We start from the raw sequence: 20555 nt of genomic DNA, 5'->3' as shown, positions 1-20555 counted from the left end.
AATATTTGGGAGGTAGCTTATATGAAGGGGAAATTAATTTTAGAAGATGGAACAGTATTTGAAGGAAAAGCATTTGGATATCTAAAAGAAACTGTTGGAGAAGTTGTATTTAACACTTCAATGGCTGGATATGGAGAACTATTAACAGATGCAACTTATTATGGACAAATAGTTACTATGACTTATCCACTTATAGGTAACTATGGGATAAATCTAGAAGATGTAGAATCAAATAAAGTACAAGTAAAAGGATTTATTGTAAGAGAAAAAAGTGATAACCCAAATAATTTTAGATGTGAGATGGATATAGACACATACCTAAAGCAAAATAAGGTAATAGGGCTTGAAGGGATAGATACAAGAGCATTAACTAAAATTATTAGAAATAATGGAACAAAGAGAGGTATCATAACTTTAGAAAATGCATCATTACAAGATGTTGAATCTAAGTTAGCAGAGCATTGTAACAAGGATTCAGTAAAAAATGTTACAAGAAAAGAAATTGAAAATATTAAAGGGACTGGTGCAAAAGTTGTAGTTATAGATTTTGGTGTTAAAAATAGTATACTAGAGTCTCTTAAAGCTTGTAACTGTGATATAACTATAGTACCAGCGATGACTACATCAGAAGAAATTTTAAATATAAATCCTGACTTAATATTATTATCTAATGGACCAGGGAATCCAGAAGATGTAAATGATATAGTTGAAAATATAAAAAATTTAGTAGGTAAAAAGCCACTGACAGGAATCGGTTTAGGACATCAAATTTTAGCCTTGGCATTAGGAGGAAAAACTTCAAAGCTTACATTTGGACATAGAGGAGGAAATCATCCAGTTAAATGTTTAGAAACTGGAAAAGTGTTTATAACTTCTCAAAATCATGGATATAATGTTTCAGAAATGCCAGAAAATACAGAGATAACTCATATAAATTTAAATGACAATACTATAGAAGGAATGAAACATAAAGAATTACCAATATATAGTGTTCAGTACATTCCAGAATACACAACAATAGAAGATTTAGATTGTATATTTAACAAATTCTTAGCATTAATATAGATTTAGTATTATTTACAGATAGTAAAAACCATTTAGATAAGGAGAAAAATTTATGCCTAAATTAGATAGTATAAAGAAAACTTTAGTATTAGGGTCAGGACCAATAATAATAGGTCAAGCAGCGGAATTTGACTATTCAGGGACACAAGCTTGCCAATCTTTAAAAGAAGAGGGAATTGAAGTTGTATTAATAAACAGTAATCCAGCTACGATAATGACTGATAAAGAAGTGGCAGATAAAATATATATAGAACCATTAACAATAGAATTTATAGAAAAAATAATAGAAAAAGAAAGACCAGATAGTTTACTTGCAGGTATGGGTGGGCAAACAGGGCTAAACTTAGCAGTTGAGCTTTATGAAAAAGGAATACTAGATAAATATGGAGTAAAGATAATAGGAACTTCAGTAGAATCTATTAAAAAAGGTGAAGATAGAGATATATTTAGAGATGTAATGAAAGAAATAAATCAGCCAGTAATAGTTAGTGATATAGTTACAGATTTACAAGCAGGTCTTGACTATGCACTTACAATAGGTTATCCAGTAGTTGTAAGACCAGCGTATACATTAGGTGGAACTGGTGGAGGTATAGCCGATAATGAAGAAGAATTAAGAGAAATACTTTCACATGGATTACAATTAAGTCCAGTAGGTCAAGTTCTTCTTGAAAAGAGTATAAAAGGTTGGAAAGAAATAGAATATGAAGTAATAAGAGATTCAAAAGGTAACTGTATTGTTGTATGTAATATGGAGAATATAGACCCAGTTGGAGTTCATACAGGAGATAGTATAGTTGTTGCCCCAACTCAAACTCTAAGCAATAAAGAATGTGCGATGCTTAAAAAAGCATCTTTAGATATATTAAATGCAGTAGAAGTTCAAGGTGGATGTAATGTTCAATTTGCACTTAATCCACATAGTTTTGAATATGCAGTTATAGAGATAAATCCAAGAGTTAGTAGATCATCAGCTTTAGCATCAAAAGCTACAGGATATCCAATAGCTAAAGTTTCATCAAAAATAGCTCTAGGATACACTTTAGATGAGATAGAAAATGCAGTAACTAAAAAAACTTATGCTTGTTTTGAACCAACTATAGATTATGTAGTAGCAAAAATACCAAAATGGCCATTTGACAAATTTAAAAAAGCAAATAGAAAATTAGGAACTAAGATGATGGCAACTGGTGAAATAATGAGTATAGGAAGTAACTTTGAAGCAGCTATTCTTAAAGGAATAAGATCACTTGAGACAGGAAAATATTCATTGGTTCACACACCATCTGAAGAAAGAAGTATTGAGGAACTAAAGAAAAGAGTTGTAGTACCTGATGATGAGAGACTATTTGACTTAGCTGAAATGATAAGAAGAGGCTATAAAGTAGAAATGATAGAGCAAATTACAGGTATAGACAAATGGTTTATAAATAAATTTAAATGGATAGTAGAGCAAGAAGAAAAATTAAAAGTTATGAAAATTGAAGATTTAACTAAAGATTATCTTCTTGAATTAAAGAAAAAAGGATTTTCTGATAAAGGTATATCTGACTTAATGAAAATAAGTCCAGAAAAATTATATGAATTGAGAAGTCTATATAATATAAAACCAGCATATAAGATGGTTGATACTTGTGCAGGTGAGATAGATGCTATATCTCCTTACTATTATTCAACTTATGAACAATATGATGAGGTAGTTGTTAGTGATAAGAAAAAGGTAATAGTGTTGGGTTCTGGGCCAATAAGAATAGGCCAAGGTATAGAGTTTGACTATTGTTCAGTTCACTGTGTAAAATCTTTAAGAAAAATGGACATAGAAACTATAATTATAAACAATAATCCTGAGACAGTAAGTACAGATTTTGATACATCAGACAAGTTGTATTTTGAACCATTAACAGAAGAAGAAGTTCTAAGTATAATCGAAAAGGAAATGCCAGAAGGTGTAATATTACAGTTTGGTGGGCAAACAGCTATAAAATTAGCTAAGTTCTTACACGAAAAAAATATACCTATATTAGGTACTGATTTTGATGATATAGATGCAGCAGAAGATAGAGAGAAGTTTGATGACTTATTAGAAAAACTAGATATAAATAGACCAAAAGGAAAAGGCGTATGGTCACTTAGTGAAGGTATTGAAATTGCTAATGAATTGGGTTATCCAGTATTAGTTAGACCATCTTATGTACTTGGTGGTCAAGGCATGGAAATAACTTATAATGAAGAAAAATTATCTCAATACTTACAGGATGCATTTGATAGGGACCACAAAAACCCAGTACTTATAGATAAATATCTAACTGGTAGAGAAATAGAAGTAGATGCGATATGTGATAGAGAAGATATATTAATACCTGGTATAATGGAGCATTTAGAAAGAGCTGGAGTTCACTCTGGAGACAGTACAACAATGTATCCAAGTCAAAATATATCTGATGAAATAAAAGAAAAGATAGTAGAATACACTAAAAAAATAGCTTTAGAACTTAATGTAATTGGTATGGTTAATATACAATTTATAGAATTCCAAAATGAATTATATATAATTGAGGTTAATCCTAGAGCTAGTAGAACAGTTCCATATATAAGTAAAGTTAGTGGAGTACCAATAGTTGACTTAGCAACTAAGTGTATGTTAGGAGCAAAATTAAAAGATTTAGGATATGGTACAGGAGTTTACAAAGAGCCAAAATTAGTATCAGTAAAAGTTCCAGTATTCTCAATGTCTAAATTATCTAAAGTTGAAGTAAGTCTAGGACCTGAGATGAAGTCTACAGGAGAGGTTCTAGGTGTAGGAGAAAACTTAGAAGAAGCTTTATACAAAGGATTTTTAGCAGCAGGTAGACATATGTCTGATGAAAGAGGAGTAGTGCTTGCTACTGTTAATAATCTTGATAAAGATGAGTTTATAGAGATAGCAAAAGATATGAAAAAGTTAGGATACACTTTTGTCGCTACAGAAGGAACAGCTAAGAGTCTAAGAGAAAATGGAATAGAGGCTGATACAGTAAATAGAGTAGAAGAATCTAGACCAAATATATTAGATGCTATAAGAAATAAACAAGTTGATATAGTAATAAATACACCAACTAAAGGAAATGATTCTACAAGAGATGGATTTAAGATAAGAAGAACAGCGATTGAGTTCTCTACCGAAATAATGACATCTTTGGATACATTAAAAGCTTTAGTAGAAGTTAAGAAGAAACATCTAAACAAAGATAAGTTAAAAGTTTACAATATAGCTGAATAGACATTAATTTGATTTTATAGTTTAAGAATTTAATTATTAAATTAAAAATAAGAAGTTATTTTTTCTATGAGTTTTTACTTTTGAGATAACTTCTTTTTTTTAAGAAATTTGTAGTATAATAGAAAAAGATAAAAAATAAGTGTAAATAAGTATAAAACTAGAATGTAAAAGTGAAAAATATATATAGATATTTAAAAGCTTATATTTAGTTAATGTTCTTTAGTTTACCTAAAGAGAATTATAGGAGGTACTGTAATATGAAAGCAAGGTTAATATTAGAAGATGGCACAATTTTTATAGGAAAGGCATTTGGATATTTAGAAGAAAGTGTAGGAGAAGTAGTATTTAACACTTCTATGATAGGATATGGTGAAGTTCTAACAGACCCTTCTTACTATGGTCAAATAGTTACTATGACTTATCCTCTTGTAGGGAATTATGGTATAAATTTATCATCAGCAGAATCTGAAAAAGTACAAGTAAAGGGATTTATAGTAAGAGAGAAAAGTGATTCTCCAAGTAATTTTAGATGTGAAATTGATATAGACCAATATCTAAAGCAAAATAAAGTTATTGGGCTTGAGGGAATAGATACAAGAGCTTTGACTAAGATACTTAGAAATAATGGAACAATGAAAGGGATAATTACATTAGAAGACAGTAAGTTAGAAGATGTTAAACATAAATTGGATAAGTTTTCGAATACAGAAGCAGTTAGAACCGTTACAAGAAAAGAAGTAGAGCATATAAAAGGAAATGGCCCAAAAGTGGCTGTTATGGATTTTGGAGTTAAGAGAAACATATTAAGATCATTTGCAGCTCGTGGATGTGATATAACAATATTTCCAGCCACAACATCTCCAGAAGATGTATTAAGTATAAATCCTGACTTAATATTCTTGTCAAATGGACCTGGAGATCCAGAAGACCTAGAAGATGTTATAGCAAATATAAAAGCTCTTATCGGTAAAAAACCTATAGTTGGAATATGCCTAGGACATCAACTTTTAGCTTTAGCTCTTGGAGGAAAGACTGCTAAACTTAAATTTGGACATAGAGGTGGTAATCACCCAGTTAAAGATTTAGAAGAGGGAAAAGTATTTATAACTTCTCAAAATCATGGATATTATGTTTCAGAAGTTCCTGAGCAAATGAAAATGACACATATAAATTTAAATGATAATACTGTTGAAGGAATGAGACATGAGAGTCTAGATGTATACAGTGTTCAGTACCATCCTGAAGCTTGCCCAGGACCAAAAGATAATGATTATATTTTCGACAAGTTTTTAGAGTTAGTAAAATAAATAGTACTAAGATATAATTAAAAAATAAGAATAATTTAAATCAAAAAATCATTGGTTTAATTAACATAGATATGTATAATAAGGAAATCTAAATTTAAGATGAAATAAAGTAATTAAAATTGATTATATAGATGATAAAGATAAGAACCGTGAAAATTGTTTAGATAAGGAGAAAGAGTTATGCCTAAATTAGATAGTATAAAGAAAACTTTAGTATTAGGGTCAGGGCCAATAATAATAGGTCAAGCGGCAGAATTTGACTATTCAGGAACACAGGCCTGCCAAGCATTAAAAGAAGAGGGAATAGAAGTCGTATTAGTTAATAGTAATCCAGCTACTATAATGACTGATAAAGAGATTGCAGATAAAATATATATAGAACCATTAACAATAGAATTTATAGAAAAAATAATAGAAAAAGAAAGACCAGATAGTTTACTTGCAGGTATGGGAGGTCAAACAGGGCTTAACTTAGCTGTAGAACTACATGATGCTGGGATATTAGAAAAATACAATGTAAAAGTTATAGGAACATCTATAAACTCTATAAAAAAGGGCGAAGACAGAGACTTATTTAGAGAGGTAATGAAAGAAATAAATCAGCCAGTAATAGTTAGTGATATAGTTACAAATTTAGAAGCAGGGCTTGAATTTGCTGATAAAATAGGCTATCCAGTAGTTGTAAGACCAGCATATACATTAGGTGGAACTGGTGGAGGTATAGCCGATACTGAGGAAGAATTAAGAGAAACTCTTACACATGGATTACAATTAAGTCCAGTAGGTCAAGTTCTTCTTGAAAAGAGTATAAAAGGATGGAAAGAAATAGAATATGAAGTAATGAGAGATGGAAATGGTAACTGTATAACTGTATGTAATATGGAAAATGTAGACCCAGTTGGAGTTCATACAGGAGACAGTATAGTTGTTGCTCCAAGTCAAACTTTAAGTGATGAAGAGTATCAACTACTTAGAAAAGCATCAATAGATATAATAAATGCAATAGAAGTTCAAGGTGGTTGCAATGTTCAAATAGCTTTAAATCCACATAGTTTAGAATATGCGATAATAGAAATAAATCCAAGAGTTAGTAGGTCATCAGCTTTAGCATCAAAAGCTACAGGCTATCCAATCGCAAAAGTAGCAGCTAAGATAGCTCTAGGATACACTTTAGATGAGATAGAAAATGCAGTAACTAAAAAAACATATGCTTGCTTTGAGCCAACATTAGATTATGTAGTAGTAAAAATACCAAAGTGGCCATTTGATAAATTCAGACATGCCAATAGAAAATTGGGAACTAAGATGATGGCAACTGGTGAAATAATGAGTATAGGAAGTAACTTTGAAGCAGCTATTCTTAAAGGAATAAGATCGCTTGAGACAGGAAAATATTCATTAGTTCATGCTCCATCAGAAGGTAGAACATTAGAAGAATTAAAGGCTAGAGTAGTAGTACCTGATGATGAGAGACTATTTGACTTAGCTGAAATGATAAGAAGAGGCTATAAAGTAGAAATGATTTCAGAAATAACTGGTGTTGATAAGTGGTTTATAAATAAATTTAAATGGATAGTAGAGCAAGAAGAAAAATTAAAAGTTCTAAAAATAGAAAACTTAGACAAAGAGTATTTACACGAATTAAAGAAAAAAGGATTCTCTGATAAAGGTATATCTGACTTAATGAAAATAAGTCCAGAAAAATTATACGAGTTGAGAAGTCTATATAATATACAACCAGTTTATAAAATGGTTGATACATGTGGGGGAGAATTTGAAGCTTTATCACCTTACTATTATTCAACTTATGAGCAATATGATGAAGTAGTTGTTAGTGATAAGAGAAAGGTAATAGTATTGGGCTCTGGGCCAATAAGAATAGGCCAAGGTATAGAGTTTGACTATTGTTCAGTTCACTGTGTAAAATCTTTAAGAAAAATGGGTATTGAGACTATAATTGTAAATAATAACCCAGAGACAGTAAGTACAGATTTTGATACATCAGACAAGTTATATTTTGAACCATTAACAGAAGAAGAAGTTTTAAATATAATTGAAAAAGAAAAACCAGAAGGTGTAATATTACAGTTTGGTGGGCAAACAGCTATAAAATTAGCTAAGTTCTTACATGAGAAAAATATACCTATATTAGGAACAGATTTTAGAGATATAGATGCAGCAGAGGATAGAGAGAAGTTTGATGATTTATTAGAAAAACTAGACATAAATAGACCAAAAGGAAAAGGTGTATGGACAACTAACGAGGGTGTTGGGATTGCTAAGGAGTTAGGTTATCCAGTATTAGTCAGACCATCTTATGTACTTGGTGGTCAAGGTATGGAAATAACTTATAATGAAGAAAAATTAATTCAGTATTTGGATGATGCGTTTGATAGAGACCACAAAAATCCAGTACTAATAGATAAATATCTAACTGGTAGAGAAATAGAAGTAGATGCGATATGTGATAAAGAAGATATATTAATACCTGGTATAATGGAGCATTTAGAAAGAGCTGGAGTTCACTCTGGAGACAGTACAACAATGTATCCAAGTCAAAATATATCTGATGAAATAAAAGAAAAGATAGTAGAATATACTAAGAAAATGGCTTTAGAGCTTAACGTACTTGGTATGGTTAATATACAATTTATAGAATTCCAAAATGAGTTATATATAATTGAGGTTAATCCTAGAGCTAGTAGAACAGTTCCATATATAAGTAAAGTTAGTGGAGTACCAATAGTTGACTTAGCAACTAAATGTATGTTAGGGGCCAAATTAAAAGATTTAGGATACGGTACAGGAGTTTACAAAGAGCCAAAATTAGTATCAGTAAAAGTGCCAGTATTCTCAATGTCTAAATTATCTAAAGTTGAAGTAAGTCTAGGACCTGAGATGAAGTCTACAGGAGAGGTTCTAGGTGTAGGAGAAAACTTAGAAGAAGCTTTATACAAAGGATTTTTAGCAGCAGGTAGACATATGTCTGATGAAAGAGGAGTAGTACTTGCTACTGTTAATAATCTTGATAAAGATGAGTTTATAGAGATAGCAAAAGATATGAAAGAGTTAGGATACACTTTTGTCGCTACAGAAGGAACAGCTAAAAGCTTAAGAGAAAATGGAATAGAGGCTGATACAGTAAATAGAATTGAAGAGCCTAGACCAAACATATTAGATGCTATAAGAAATAAACAAGTTGATATAGTAATAAATACACCGACTAAAGGAAATGATTCTACAAGAGATGGATTTAAAATGAGAAGAACAGCGATTGAGTTCTCTACTGAGATAATGACATCTTTGGATACATTAAAAGCTTTAGTAGAAGTTAAGAAGAAACACCTAAATAAAGACAAGTTAAAAGTTTATAATATAGCTGAGTAGAGTAAGTTTATTAAAATATTTTAAAGGCGTTAGCCATAGAGGCTTTCGCCTTTTATTTTAATCAATAAATAGAGGATAAAGATGATAATCATGAATTTCTTCATGTATAAGATTTTCATATTTATCATAGGAATATTTAATTGTAACAACTATCTTATCTCCCTTAGATACATTTCTATAAAGTTTTTTACTCTTGATAGAATATATATCATTTTTGTATGAAGCATTAACTATAAAAATCTCTGATTCGTAATCAAATGTACCCATTATTGGGTTATAGTGTTTTGAATCTTCTCTATAGCAAAAACTATCAACAGTCATTATATAAGTGCCAAATGAAATCCATTTAGTATCTTTAAATAGATTTACTTTTTCATTGATATATGAAACTCCTGGAGTATCAAGAAATTTTTCCAATAGCATTTTTTTATCCATATAAAAAGCCCCCTTCATAATGTTTATTTATAGGAATAAGTAAGAATTTAAAATACAGTTATTTAGCTACATTTTGTAATCCTTTTTTATTTCTTTTTTTAATTAAAATACTTAGCATTATTAATACAATTATTGATATTATTAAAGCTATAATCAACCATGGTGGAGCTACATGACCAAAACTTCTATTGATTGTAAGTGCAGTAGCAGCAAGAAGCCATCCAAATAAGTTTAAAAATAGAATTCTTAAATTTGATGATTTTCGTAATAAAACCTTTTTAGGTTCTATTTTTTGTTTAAATATTGAACGTAATTCTACTGATACTTCGTTACTGCCATCAAATCTTTCTATTGCCTTATTCTGTGCCTCATTTATATCATATCCATTCTCAATAAACTCGTTTGTAGAATCCATTAGATGTTCTCTTAATTCTTCTTTTAAATCTTGAATTTCTTTGCTAGTATCATTTTTATATAGTGTTCCTAAATACTCTTCTATTATTTTCATAAATCTATTCACCTCTCTTTAGAAATTTGTTCATAACATTTTGTATAAAGTTCCACTCTTGAATTTTTACTTCTAAATTTTCTTTTCCATAATCAGTTATATTATAATATTTTCTTCTACTTCCAAGACCTTGGTCGTTTCCCCAATATGATTTTATTAGACCTTTGGATTCTAATCTTTTAAGAGATACATAGAGAGTACTTTCCTTTAATTCAAAGCTTGTTTCGTCTCTAACCACTTTTGCTATTTCATATCCATATGAATCACCTTTGTTTAGTATTGATAATATTAAAGTATCAATATGACCTTTAAGTACTTCTTTGTTCAAGTCCATAAATTCACCTACTTTGTTTTATCATATACCTTATATTATGAGGTATATATAATTATATAATAAGACTTTCAATTTAATTTTTCAAGTATAAATTATAAAAGACACACTAATTTTAGGAATAATAGAAAGAATATACTTTTTCATTATAGAGACTAGGGTGTATGATTATAGACTAATTATGCGAAAATTATTGTACTTATATCGTGTTTTATGACTCAACTTGTATCTTTGTGATAAAAGAAATATAATAAATCAATAAAGGGTTATTTATTATTATATAACAACAAAATAGATTGATAAAATTTGGAAAACTACAGATAGAGAGTATAAAATCAGTAAAATAAAGGGGGATGAAAATAAATGAAGAGGATATTTTTGGTTGAGGATGACAAGGCAATTGCTAAGAACCTTATTCTTTTGTTAAATGCAGAAGGATTTACAGTAATCCATGCTTCCACAAGAAGTGAAGCACTTGATGAGATTGCTAGCAATAAATTTGACTTGGCACTGATTGATATTTCCTTGCCTGATGGAAATGGATTTACAGTTTGTACAGAAATTAAAGAAACACAAGACATCCCAGTTATCTTTCTGACAGCTTCTGGTGATGAATCGAGTGTTGTTACTGGGCTGAACATGGGTGCGGATGACTATATCACTAAACCTTTTCGTCCACGTGAATTGATTGCACGAATCAAAACAGCACTGAGAAAAAGTGAGCGTTTTGGGGCAACTTTTGAAATCTGTGGTCTTTATATTGATACAGCAAGTGGTGTCGTGAAAAAAAATGGTAACGAAGTTTTTCTTTCAGCTCTAGAGTATCGATTGTTACTGGTGTTTATTAGTAATCCCAAAGGTATTATTACGAGGGTTAAATTGCTTGATGAATTGTGGGATGCAGCAGGTGAGTTTGTAAATGACAATACATTGACTGTGTACATTAAACGCCTGAGGGAGAAGATAGAGGATGACCCTTCAAGTCCACAGATAATTTTGACTGTTCGTGGAACAGGGTATAGATTGGGGGGAGGACATGTTTCGGAATAGAGAGTTTCGTAGGTTTGCTATTTTGTTCTTATTAATAACTGTTGTCACTGTAACTCTAGGATTTGCAATCAATATGATGGCTGGAATCCTTGTAATTGTATCTGACACTACTTTTGGTACATTATTTCTTATATTTACTAGGGCCCGACACAAAAGTATTGCACATATTTCAGAACAAATTGATATTGTGCTTCATAATACTGACCATATGTATATTGCTGAAATAGATGAGGGAGAACTTTCTATTCTTCAAAGTGAGATAACTAAAATGACATTGCGTATTCGGGAACAAAATGAAGCACTAAAAAGAGAAAAAAGACATCTTGCTGATTCTTTAGCTGATATAGCGCATCAGCTTCGAACTCCTCTTACATCAGTAACTCTTATTATGTCATTATTAGAGACTAATACTGATGAAGATGAACGGAAAGGTCTAATACGAGAGACAGAGGAACTGCTCTTGCAGGTGGATTGGTTACTTACCTCTCTATTAAAATTATCTCGATTGGATGCTGGCATTGTGGAGTTTCAAAGTGAACAGATAGACATAAATGACTTGATATATGCTTCTCTTAGACCATTTATGATTTCAATGGAGCTACATAATATCGATTTACAAATAGATATTCCTAAAAGGATGATTATTAATGGTGATTCAAGTTGGCTTTCGGAAGCAATTCAAAACATCCTCAAAAACTGCATAGAAAAGGTAGGAGATAGTGGTAAGATTGAAATTGTTTGTGAGGATAACACACTGTTTACTGAGATTACCATTCATGATAGCGGGATGGGAATTGGAAAAGAAGATTTGCCATTTATTTTTGACAGGTTTTATCGTGGGAAAAACACAAACATGGCAGGGTATGGGATTGGATTGTCTCTATGCAAGATGATTATAACACGTCAAGGAGGAACAATTAACGCGAAAAATCATCCACAGGGTGGCGCGATATTTACTATACGTTTTCCAAAGTGACTAATCTCTCATCTTAAAGTCACAGAGATGTAAGCTGAAAGTTCTATTATATGGGTAAACCATAAGAAAGGAGACTCACATAATGGAGTTTTTAAAAATTGAAAATTTATGCAAAGTATATGGAAAAGGTGAAAATCAGGTTACTGCACTTGACAATATTTCACTTACTATCCAAAAAGGAGAATTTACTGCTATTATAGGTTCCTCTGGGTCTGGTAAATCTACATTGCTACACGCCATTGCAGGTGTAGATGTGCCAACAAGTGGAAAGATATACCTAGATGGGCAAGATGTATATGGCCAGAGTAATGAAAAACTTGCTATTTTTCGTAGACGTCAAGTTGGATTGATTTATCAGTTTCACAATCTGATACCAACACTAAATGTAGTGGAAAATATTACTTTGCCTATACTTATGGATAAGCGTAGGGTTAACAAGGAACGACTAAATGACCTGTTGGAGTTACTTGGCTTAAAAGAGCGAAGAATGCATTTGCCAAATCAACTTTCTGGAGGTCAGCAACAACGTGTAGCAATCGGTCGTGCTTTAATGAATGCACCAGCAGTTATGCTTGCTGATGAACCTACTGGTAGCTTAGACAGTAAAAATGGACAGGATATTATCCAGCTATTGAAAGAAAGCCATAATAAATATCATCAGACCCTTATAATTGTCACACATGATGAAAATATTGCATTACAGGCAGATAGAATTATCTGTATTGCAGATGGAAAAGTAGTGCGTGATGAAAGGCTGGTGAATCGTTCATGAACATTTTCAACAAAGTTGCACTGCAAGGTATGAAAAAAAATCGTACACGAACTCTTGTAACAATTATAGGGGTCGTACTATCTGCTGCCATGATTACGGCAGTCACAACATTTGGAGTTTCTTTGATAGACTATTTGACAAAAGGTGCTATTTCGAAGTATGGTGATTGGCATGTTGAGTTTTTAGATGTTGATTCATCTTTCATCCAGAAACAGGTAGGTAATGATGAAGTTACAAATACCACAGTATTTGAAAATATCGGCTATGCAACACTTAGTGGCAACAGAAATCCAGATAAGCCATATCTTTTTATAGCCGGATTCAACAAAGAAACCTTTGATACTGTGCCTATAGATTTGATTTCAGGAAGATTGCCTAAAAACAGTGGAGAGATTCTTGTTTCCAGTAAAGTTGCAACAGATGGTGGTGTCAAATTCGCAGCAGGTGACACTGTTTCATTAGATATAGGTAGACGTATAAATGATGTAAATGAGAGGCTTGGTCAAGGTGATTTATACACTGCTGGAGGGGAAACTCTTGTATCACAAGATAAGAGGACATATAAAGTTGTTGGTATATGTCGAAAGCCTATCTTTGAGGAATCTTCTGCACCAGGATATACCTTGATAACTAAAGCTGATGCACAATTCAAAGGGGATAGTTTTAGCTTGTTTGCCACATTGAAAAATCCTCGTAAAGCCCATTCTTATGCAAGTAGCACTGGAGAACGTGCTTATGTTTTCAATGATAACGTGTTACGTTTCATGGGAGCTTCTGACAACAAGCTATTCAATGTGTTTTTATATTCGGTTGGTGGGATTGTGCTTGCTATCATAATGATTGGCTCGATTTTTCTAATCTATAATTCGTTTAATATGTCGTTGAATGAACGAACACAACAGTTTGGAATCCTTTCATCTGTTGGAGCTACAGCAAAGCAGTTACGGAATTCAGTGTTGTTTGAGGGATTTTGTATTGGTACTGTTGGGATACCAATTGGTGTCGCAGTTGGAATACTCAGTATTAAGCTTGTGATTTCTGTTATTTCCAAAAACTTTGCAAATGTTCTATATACTAACGTCCCTCTGACCTTGACTTTATCTATTCTCGCAATTATTGTTGCAGTAGTGGTTAGTATGGTTACTATCTTAATCTCAGCTTATATTCCGGCCAGAAAGGCAGCTAATACACCAGTGATGGAGTGTATACGCCAGACTAATGAAGTAAAAGTCGAATCTAAAGCTGTGAAGACATCAAATCTTTCACAACGCATTTATGGTTTGGAGGGAACTCTCGCTCTGAAAAATTTTAAAAGAAATAAGAAACGCTATCGCAGTATAGTTTTATCATTAGCTCTCAGTATAGTGTTATTTATATCGACTAGCGCTTTAGTAGGAGATTTAAAACAGATGTCAAGCCAGAAATCAGAGGTTACTGACCATGACATTATCTTTTCCACACAAGGCATGAGTGACAGTGAAATGCTAAAGCTATATGATAAGATGAAGAGTGCTAATGGTGTTTACGAAGGTTTGTATCAAGAAATGATTACTTATTCATGTATCGTTAAAGGAAGTAAGCTTACAGAAAATTACTTACAACATGAAAATATGCATGCAACAAATGAAACAGTCAATTTACCAGTAGATATGCAATTTCTTGATGACAGTACTTATCTGAATATTATCAAAGGTCTTGGCTTAAACACAAAAGAATATACTGGAGAAAATGCAAAGATGCTTGCTATTTCTATGGCTGTTGAGGATGACCATACTATTGATATTTTTACAAACTCCTCTATGAATGTTAATCTTACCTCTAAAATTGATGGTAATTTGGATAATGTTGAAAAGCAAAATGTAAACATTACATTTGTAAAAATAGTGCCACCTGATTCTCCTCCAAGTGCAAGAAATTCTAAGAATAAGCAAGTAAACTTCAGAATACTAGCTCCTTATTCAGTCAAATATAAGTTTGAGGCTCTTGATGTTTCTACAGGAATCAAGAGTATGGGATTTCAATCAAAAAATCCAACTCAGTCAGTTGCAGAAATGGAAAAGATTATTGAGAGTGAGGGTGTTACAGTTGAGCATAATCTCTACAATATGTATGGAATGATGGACGATAATCGTAATTACATATTCATTGTCAACGTATTCGCCTATACTTTCATCATTATGATTTCACTTATTTCTGTCGCTAATGTTTTCAATACAATTTCTACGAATATCAAGTTGCGTCGTAGAGAGCTTGCCATGCTTCGTTCTATTGGAATGTCTGAGTGTGATTTCCAAAAAATGATGAATTTTGAGTGTATATTTTATGGTATGAGGGCTCTTCTATTTGGGCTACCTATAGCAGTAATTTCTTCCTGGTTAATTCATAAAGGAATGGTAGCAGATGATATTAACTTTATGTTTCCATGGGTAAGTATCGGAATAAGTGTGTTTGGCGTTCTCTTTATCATATTCATTACAATGTTGTATACTACTAATAAGATAAAAAAAGAAAATATTATCGATGCACTGCGAGATGATATGGCTTAATTTAAGGTATATGTTAATTTTATAGAAAAATAATTCTAAGAGATGGCGCATAATAAAAGAATAGTAATTTATACTAAAAATAGGAGGGAATTGGCGTTAGTTACATTCCCTCCTATTTTCTTAAAAAATTTACTGAGAAAAGTCAATTAAACTAAACATCTTAAGTCAATTTCTCTCTTTTTAACTTGTATCTGAATTTCAGTTAGAAGTTCTTCTTCATTGTTTGTAGATAAAGGGTCTATTATAGGTATTTCATATATATAATTTTCAATAGGTATTCTTTTATACTCAACATAATCAACTAATTTTTTAAAAGCAGTATAATTTTTTTTGTAAGGTCCCTTATAGGTCATACAGATGAAATCGCCAGCTGAAATTTCTGTTATATATTTTTGCGATTTTGTATCAAATAAATCTCTTTCAACTGTAACAAAGCTATTGTCATAAATGACTTTATCTTCCTTTAAAAATTTATCTATAGATACAAGCCCACTTACGCCACCATAAAATACAGATATATTATCTTCTAATATATTCGCTATTTGTCTTCTTGAAAGTTCCATAGTTTCTTCACTACTTAACCCTTCTTCATATTCTATAGATAATATACTTCTTCTTGGAATATGTTTTCTAACTATTTTATTAACATCATCTACTTTCATACCTTTTTCCATTGTTTCTTTCTTAGTACTTAGCACTTTTTTTATAAGTTCTAATTCTTTAATTTTCTCGTCCACTATATTAATTTTATTAGTTAGCAGTTTTAGAATTTCTTCATTATTTTCATCAAGTTTTGATTTAATTTCCTTTAAAGGCATACCTAGATATTTTAAGTATTTTATAATATCTAATTGTGAAAATTGGTCAATTGAGTAATATCTGTAATTGCTTTCTTGATCAACATGAACAGGTTTAAATAAGTCTATTTGGTCATAGTATCTTAGTGTCTGTATACTTATTTTATGAAGCTTTGACATCTCTCCTATTGAAAACTTTTTACTCATACAATCACCTCATTTGAGATTTAAAATATATTCCATGGATATTTATCAGGCGTATGACATGTAAATTCCATTTTTTCTTTTGTAGTAGGATGGTAGAGTTCTATTTTATTAGACCAAAGAGCTATTTGTTGTCCAACTTTATTTATTTCTTTACCATACCTTTGGTCTCCATATAATGGATGTTTTCTGCTTGAAAATTGAACTCTTATTTGATGAGAACGACCAGTTTTCAAGTTTACTTGAACCAAGCTTAGGTTTTCTTTAAAGTTTAATATCTTATAGTCAAGTTCAGCTTCTTTGGCATCTTTATGATTTTTTTTCACTACAGTTACCATATTAGTCTTTTTATTCTTATATAAAAAATCTTTTAATGTATCTTTACCAGATTTCATATTGCCATGTATAATAGCTAGATAAGTTTTATTGAAGGTCTTATTTCTTACTTGTTCAGACAATCTTGATGCTGCTTTTGATGTCTTTGCAAAAACCATAACTCCACCTACTGGTCTATCTAATCTATGTATTAAACCAATATATACATTTCCTGGTTTGTTATACTTTTTTTTTATATAGTCTTTTAAAAGATTTACCATATCTTTATCATTAGTATCATCTCCTTGAGATAATATATTAACTGGTTTTTCTACAACGAGTAAATGGTTATCTTCATATATGACTCTTATCATTACTTTTTCTCCCATCTTCCAAATATACCACAAGGAAGTATCTTACCATCTCTAGAAGCCGGTATTCCTAATTCTCCACCATATATATCTCCTGCATTTGCTTTTTTGCCTATTGTTGTAGATAATACATTTTCAAGGACTATTGGAGAAAAACCTGTTGTATAAGAATTAATCAAGAAAAATAATGGGTCATCTGATAAAACTCCCATACATAAGTCTACAAAACTATATAATTTTTCTTCTATTTGCCATACCTCTCCCTTAGGACCTCTTCCATAAGAAGGTGGGTCCATTATTATCGCATCATATTTTTTCCCTCTTCTTATTTCTCTTTCAACAAACTTTACAACATCATCCACTATAAATCTTACTGTTTGATTTTTAAGACCAGATAACTCTATGTTTTCTTTTGCCCAATTAACCATACCTTTTGCTGCGTCAACATGGCATACTTCTGCACCAGCAGATGCACAAGCTACTGTAGCCCCACCTGTATATGCAAATAGATTTAACACTTTTATAGGTCTGTCAGCTTTCTTTATTTTGTCTATCATCCAATCCCAATTGGCTGCTTGTTCTGGAAATAATCCAGTATGTTTAAATCCAGTTGGTTTAATGTGAAACTTTAAATTCTTATAATTTATAGTCCATTGTTCAGGGTATCTTTTTTTGTGTTCCCATTGCCCTCCACCTTTATTACTTCTATGATAATGTCCATGAGGGTTTTTCCATAATGCCCATTCAGATTCCATTGGCCATACAACTTGTGGGTCTGGTCTTCTAAGTACATAATTACCCCAACGTTCTAATTTTTCTCCATTTCCCATATCTATAAGTTCATAATCTTTCCATTTATCTGCTAATAATAACATATCTTTCCTCCTATAAAATAACTCTCAATCCTATGTATTATACCACAAAATTAGTCATTTTTTGCTGTTTTAGATACTTTCTATTCTTTACATTTACTATTAACATTATTACTGTTTTAAGCATATTATATTGTATCTGATTTTTTTAATAAAAGGGGGAGGATTTTAATGGAAAATAATCAATCTACAAATACTTGTACATATAATATATTATATGTGCAATTTAATGAAGACTTTGAAAGAAGTAAGTATTTTTCTTATGATGTAAAGTATCCGATTATATACAATATCAGAAATCAATCTACTTTCGTAAATCCAGCTATTTTAAATAATATAAACAACGCTGTAAGAATGACTGTAAACAATTTTAAAAATGGCTTAAAGGAAGAAGAACAAGAGTATAATAATGCAGCTTCTCAAAATTCACTTCCAAAACAAAGTTACTGGGTATCAACTAGTTATGCAGTTACTTTTAATAAAAATTATGTACTAAGTATGATATTAAGCCTTATGGGATTTGCTAATAATGCTGGACCTAAATATAATACATTGAATAATTACAACATAGATTTGACAACTGGAAAAGAACTTTTAATTGGTGATATTTTTAGAGATGGGACTGATTATATAAATATAATAACTGATTATATAAAGTCTCAGATAAATGAAAATAGAGATATGTATTATTCTAATGTAGAATTGGTTATACCTGAAGACCAAGCTTTTTATCTTACAGATGATGGAATCGTTATCTATTTTGGAGTCGATGAAATAGCACCTGAAAGCTTCGGGATACCTAAGTTTGAGATGAAATTTTCTGATTTCGGCAATTTTATAAATTCACGTTTCTATTGTATTTCTCCAGATATATATGTTCAATCAAGAGGAAAATCGAAACATTTTATAGTATAAAAATATAGATAATTCTGAGCCCTATTTTAGTATTTATACTGGAGTAGGGTTAAGATTTATCTATCTTAAATAATGTGATTTAAACTGTACTATTTATATGTGTTAATTATATAAATTTAGACATATTGATAAATATTTAAAATAGCACGATTGTTTTGTATTAAAAGTTTTAACTTTTGAATCAACAAGAGGTTTATATTATTATATACATTTAAGTCACTATTTTTTTTTATACATTTGCTGATAAGCAGAATTTTTATTGATGACCTCTACATCTAAATTGGGATTACTTACCACTTCATATAAAAAGAGCTTTCCTAATTTTAATCTGATATTCATCTCCAACCTGTTCCATTCATAGCCTTTGAACAATTCTTTTAATAAAAAAACTTCTCCACAATTGATGTTTTTTAATTCATCTATTGCTTCTTTTAACAGACTATTCATATTATTTCCTCCAATTTGTATAAACTCATTAATTTCATTATATTGGTAAATTTTGACAGAGTCAAACAAATTATAAAGGAATTATTATGGTGTCAAAAGTTAACAGTATTGACACTAAAAAACCATTTTAGTAAAATGGATAAAGATGATTAGATACAAGCCTCTAGGCAACTTCTGTACTAAATCTTTATGTTAGGAAGTGATTATTATTATATATGGATATTGTCGTGTAAGCACAAAAAATCAAACAGATAACAATAGTCTGTATCAGCAACAACAGGAAATATTGAGTAAATATAATGATGCCAAGATAATAAAAGAAACTTATACAGGTACTACTACAAATAGACCTAAGTTTGAAAAAGTTATATCATCTTTAAAAAAGGGCGATTTACTTGTTGCAACTAAATTAGATAGACTAGCTAGGAGTACATCAGAAGGAATACAATTAATAGAGGGATTGTTTGCTAAAGAAGTGAGTGTTCACATTTTAAACATAGGACTCTTAGAAAATACTTCAATGGGAAAATTCTTTCTAACTACATTGCTTGCAGTTGCAGAGCTTGAAAGAAATATGATAATAGAGCGTACTCAATTAGGTAAAGAATTTGCTAGAAAGAAAAAGGATTTTAAAGATGGTAGACCAAAGAAATACAGTAATCAACAGATACAATATGCATTAGGTTTATTAAACTCTAAGCCATATAGAGAGGTTGTGAAGATGACTGGCATCTCTAAAAGTACACTTATTCGTGCAAAGAAATCAATATAATAGAGGTATAATTTATGAAAAATTAGAGGTATAAATAAACTAAAGATATTTATACTTCTAACTAATCTTATTTTCAGCTATAATGCATAAAAGATTCTTAAAGTTTTTGTAAGTTATTTTTTATATTATATAATTTTATTGTCAGGATATGACTGATTAAAAATATTAAGTAATATTAAAATATTTAACTGTAGTATATCTATAAAGAGGTAATAAATCTTTAAAA

17 protein-coding genes are annotated in these 20555 nt (G+C 30.8%); 10 read left to right on the top strand and 7 right to left on the bottom strand.

The genetic code is table 11. From position 1 onward, the window contains the following. The first annotated feature begins 21 nt into the window (after positions 1-21). From carA (Q3287_RS15220) to carB (Q3287_RS15205), 4 genes are all read left to right on the top strand, one after another. Complete coding sequence (carA, locus tag Q3287_RS15220) at positions 22-1065, top strand: glutamine-hydrolyzing carbamoyl-phosphate synthase small subunit (protein ID WP_054277796.1); 1044 nt, start codon at positions 22-24, stop codon at positions 1063-1065. Between the two features lie 52 nt (positions 1066-1117). Beyond that, the gene (carB, locus tag Q3287_RS15215) at positions 1118-4324 is read left to right on the top strand and encodes a carbamoyl-phosphate synthase large subunit (protein ID WP_407964362.1); all 3207 of its coding nucleotides are present in this window, start codon (positions 1118-1120) and stop codon (positions 4322-4324) included. Positions 4325-4581: 257 nt separating this feature from the next. Beyond that, positions 4582-5631: a glutamine-hydrolyzing carbamoyl-phosphate synthase small subunit gene (gene carA, locus Q3287_RS15210; protein WP_054272032.1), complete on the top strand. Its 1050-nt coding sequence runs from the start codon at positions 4582-4584 to the stop codon at positions 5629-5631. Positions 5632-5811: 180 nt separating this feature from the next. Next, on the top strand, positions 5812-9018 hold the full coding sequence (carB, locus tag Q3287_RS15205) for a carbamoyl-phosphate synthase large subunit (RefSeq protein ID WP_074178770.1): 3207 nt from the start codon (positions 5812-5814) through the stop codon (positions 9016-9018). Between the two features lie 57 nt (positions 9019-9075). Here carB (Q3287_RS15205) and Q3287_RS15200 read toward each other — a convergent pair whose 3' ends face one another. From Q3287_RS15200 to Q3287_RS15190, 3 genes are read right to left on the bottom strand one after another with little or no spacing between them, the layout of a single operon-like run. Continuing rightward, positions 9076-9453, bottom strand: a complete 378-nt coding sequence (locus tag Q3287_RS15200; RefSeq protein WP_054277792.1) for a hypothetical protein — start codon at positions 9451-9453, stop codon at positions 9076-9078. 58 nt (positions 9454-9511) lie between these two features. Then, the gene (locus tag Q3287_RS15195; protein WP_407964361.1) at positions 9512-9961 is read right to left on the bottom strand and encodes a permease prefix domain 1-containing protein; all 450 of its coding nucleotides are present in this window, start codon (positions 9959-9961) and stop codon (positions 9512-9514) included. A gap of 4 nt (positions 9962-9965) precedes the next feature. Then, positions 9966-10295, bottom strand: coding sequence for a PadR family transcriptional regulator (locus Q3287_RS15190; RefSeq protein WP_054272018.1), 330 nt, complete (start codon positions 10293-10295; stop codon positions 9966-9968). Between the two features lie 360 nt (positions 10296-10655). Between Q3287_RS15190 and Q3287_RS15185 the strand changes: the two genes are divergently transcribed. The 4 genes from Q3287_RS15185 to Q3287_RS15170 all read left to right on the top strand — a co-directional run bounded on the left by Q3287_RS15185 (position 10656) and on the right by Q3287_RS15170 (position 15636). Beyond that, positions 10656-11342 carry a response regulator transcription factor gene (locus Q3287_RS15185; protein ID WP_407964360.1) on the top strand — a complete coding sequence of 229 codons (687 nt, stop codon included), beginning with the start codon at positions 10656-10658 and terminating at the stop codon, positions 11340-11342. Then, entirely contained in the window at positions 11329-12318 is a 990-nt protein-coding gene (locus Q3287_RS15180; protein ID WP_407964359.1) for a sensor histidine kinase, read from the top strand. Before Q3287_RS15185 ends, Q3287_RS15180 begins: the two co-directional genes overlap by 14 nt. Before the next feature lie 82 nt (positions 12319-12400). After that, on the top strand, positions 12401-13090 hold the full coding sequence (locus Q3287_RS15175; RefSeq protein ID WP_054272015.1) for an ABC transporter ATP-binding protein: 690 nt from the start codon (positions 12401-12403) through the stop codon (positions 13088-13090). Further along, positions 13087-15636, top strand: coding sequence for an FtsX-like permease family protein (locus Q3287_RS15170; protein WP_407964358.1), 2550 nt, complete (start codon positions 13087-13089; stop codon positions 15634-15636). Before Q3287_RS15175 ends, Q3287_RS15170 begins: the two co-directional genes overlap by 4 nt. A 146-nt stretch (positions 15637-15782) precedes the next feature. Here the strand turns inward: Q3287_RS15170 and Q3287_RS15165 are convergent, their stop codons facing one another. From Q3287_RS15165 to Q3287_RS15155, 3 genes are read right to left on the bottom strand one after another with little or no spacing between them, the layout of a single operon-like run. Beyond that, positions 15783-16640 carry a MerR family transcriptional regulator gene (locus Q3287_RS15165; RefSeq protein ID WP_407964357.1) on the bottom strand — a complete coding sequence of 286 codons (858 nt, stop codon included), beginning with the start codon at positions 16638-16640 and terminating at the stop codon, positions 15783-15785. Positions 16641-16660: 20 nt separating this feature from the next. Then, positions 16661-17326, bottom strand: coding sequence for an RluA family pseudouridine synthase (locus Q3287_RS15160; RefSeq protein WP_407964356.1), 666 nt, complete (start codon positions 17324-17326; stop codon positions 16661-16663). Continuing rightward, positions 17326-18198 (bottom strand): class I SAM-dependent methyltransferase, encoded by an 873-nt coding sequence (locus tag Q3287_RS15155; RefSeq protein WP_054277786.1) that lies wholly within the window; start codon positions 18196-18198, stop codon positions 17326-17328. The genes Q3287_RS15160 and Q3287_RS15155 overlap by 1 nt, the downstream gene beginning before the upstream one ends. A 168-nt stretch (positions 18199-18366) precedes the next feature. Here Q3287_RS15155 and Q3287_RS15150 point away from each other — a divergent pair, with 168 nt between their 5' ends. Beyond that, entirely contained in the window at positions 18367-19110 is a 744-nt protein-coding gene (locus Q3287_RS15150; RefSeq protein WP_054272010.1) for a DUF3298 and DUF4163 domain-containing protein, read from the top strand. Between the two features lie 219 nt (positions 19111-19329). On the opposite strand, the gene Q3287_RS15145 is transcribed toward Q3287_RS15150, so the two are convergent. After that, a complete protein-coding gene (locus Q3287_RS15145; protein WP_054272009.1) occupies positions 19330-19557 on the bottom strand; it encodes a single-stranded DNA-binding protein in 228 nt (75 codons plus the stop codon). Positions 19558-19759: 202 nt separating this feature from the next. Here Q3287_RS15145 and Q3287_RS15140 point away from each other — a divergent pair, with 202 nt between their 5' ends. Continuing rightward, positions 19760-20329, top strand: coding sequence for a recombinase family protein (locus Q3287_RS15140; RefSeq protein ID WP_074178786.1), 570 nt, complete (start codon positions 19760-19762; stop codon positions 20327-20329). Positions 20330-20555 lie beyond the last annotated feature (226 nt).

It is taken from the genome of Clostridioides sp. GD02404, from assembly GCF_045898275.1.
Classification (GTDB): domain Bacteria; phylum Bacillota; class Clostridia; order Peptostreptococcales; family Peptostreptococcaceae; genus Clostridioides; species Clostridioides difficile_A.
The sequence above is the reverse complement of the archived record's forward strand: the minus strand, read 5'-3'. Positions and strand labels throughout refer to the sequence as shown.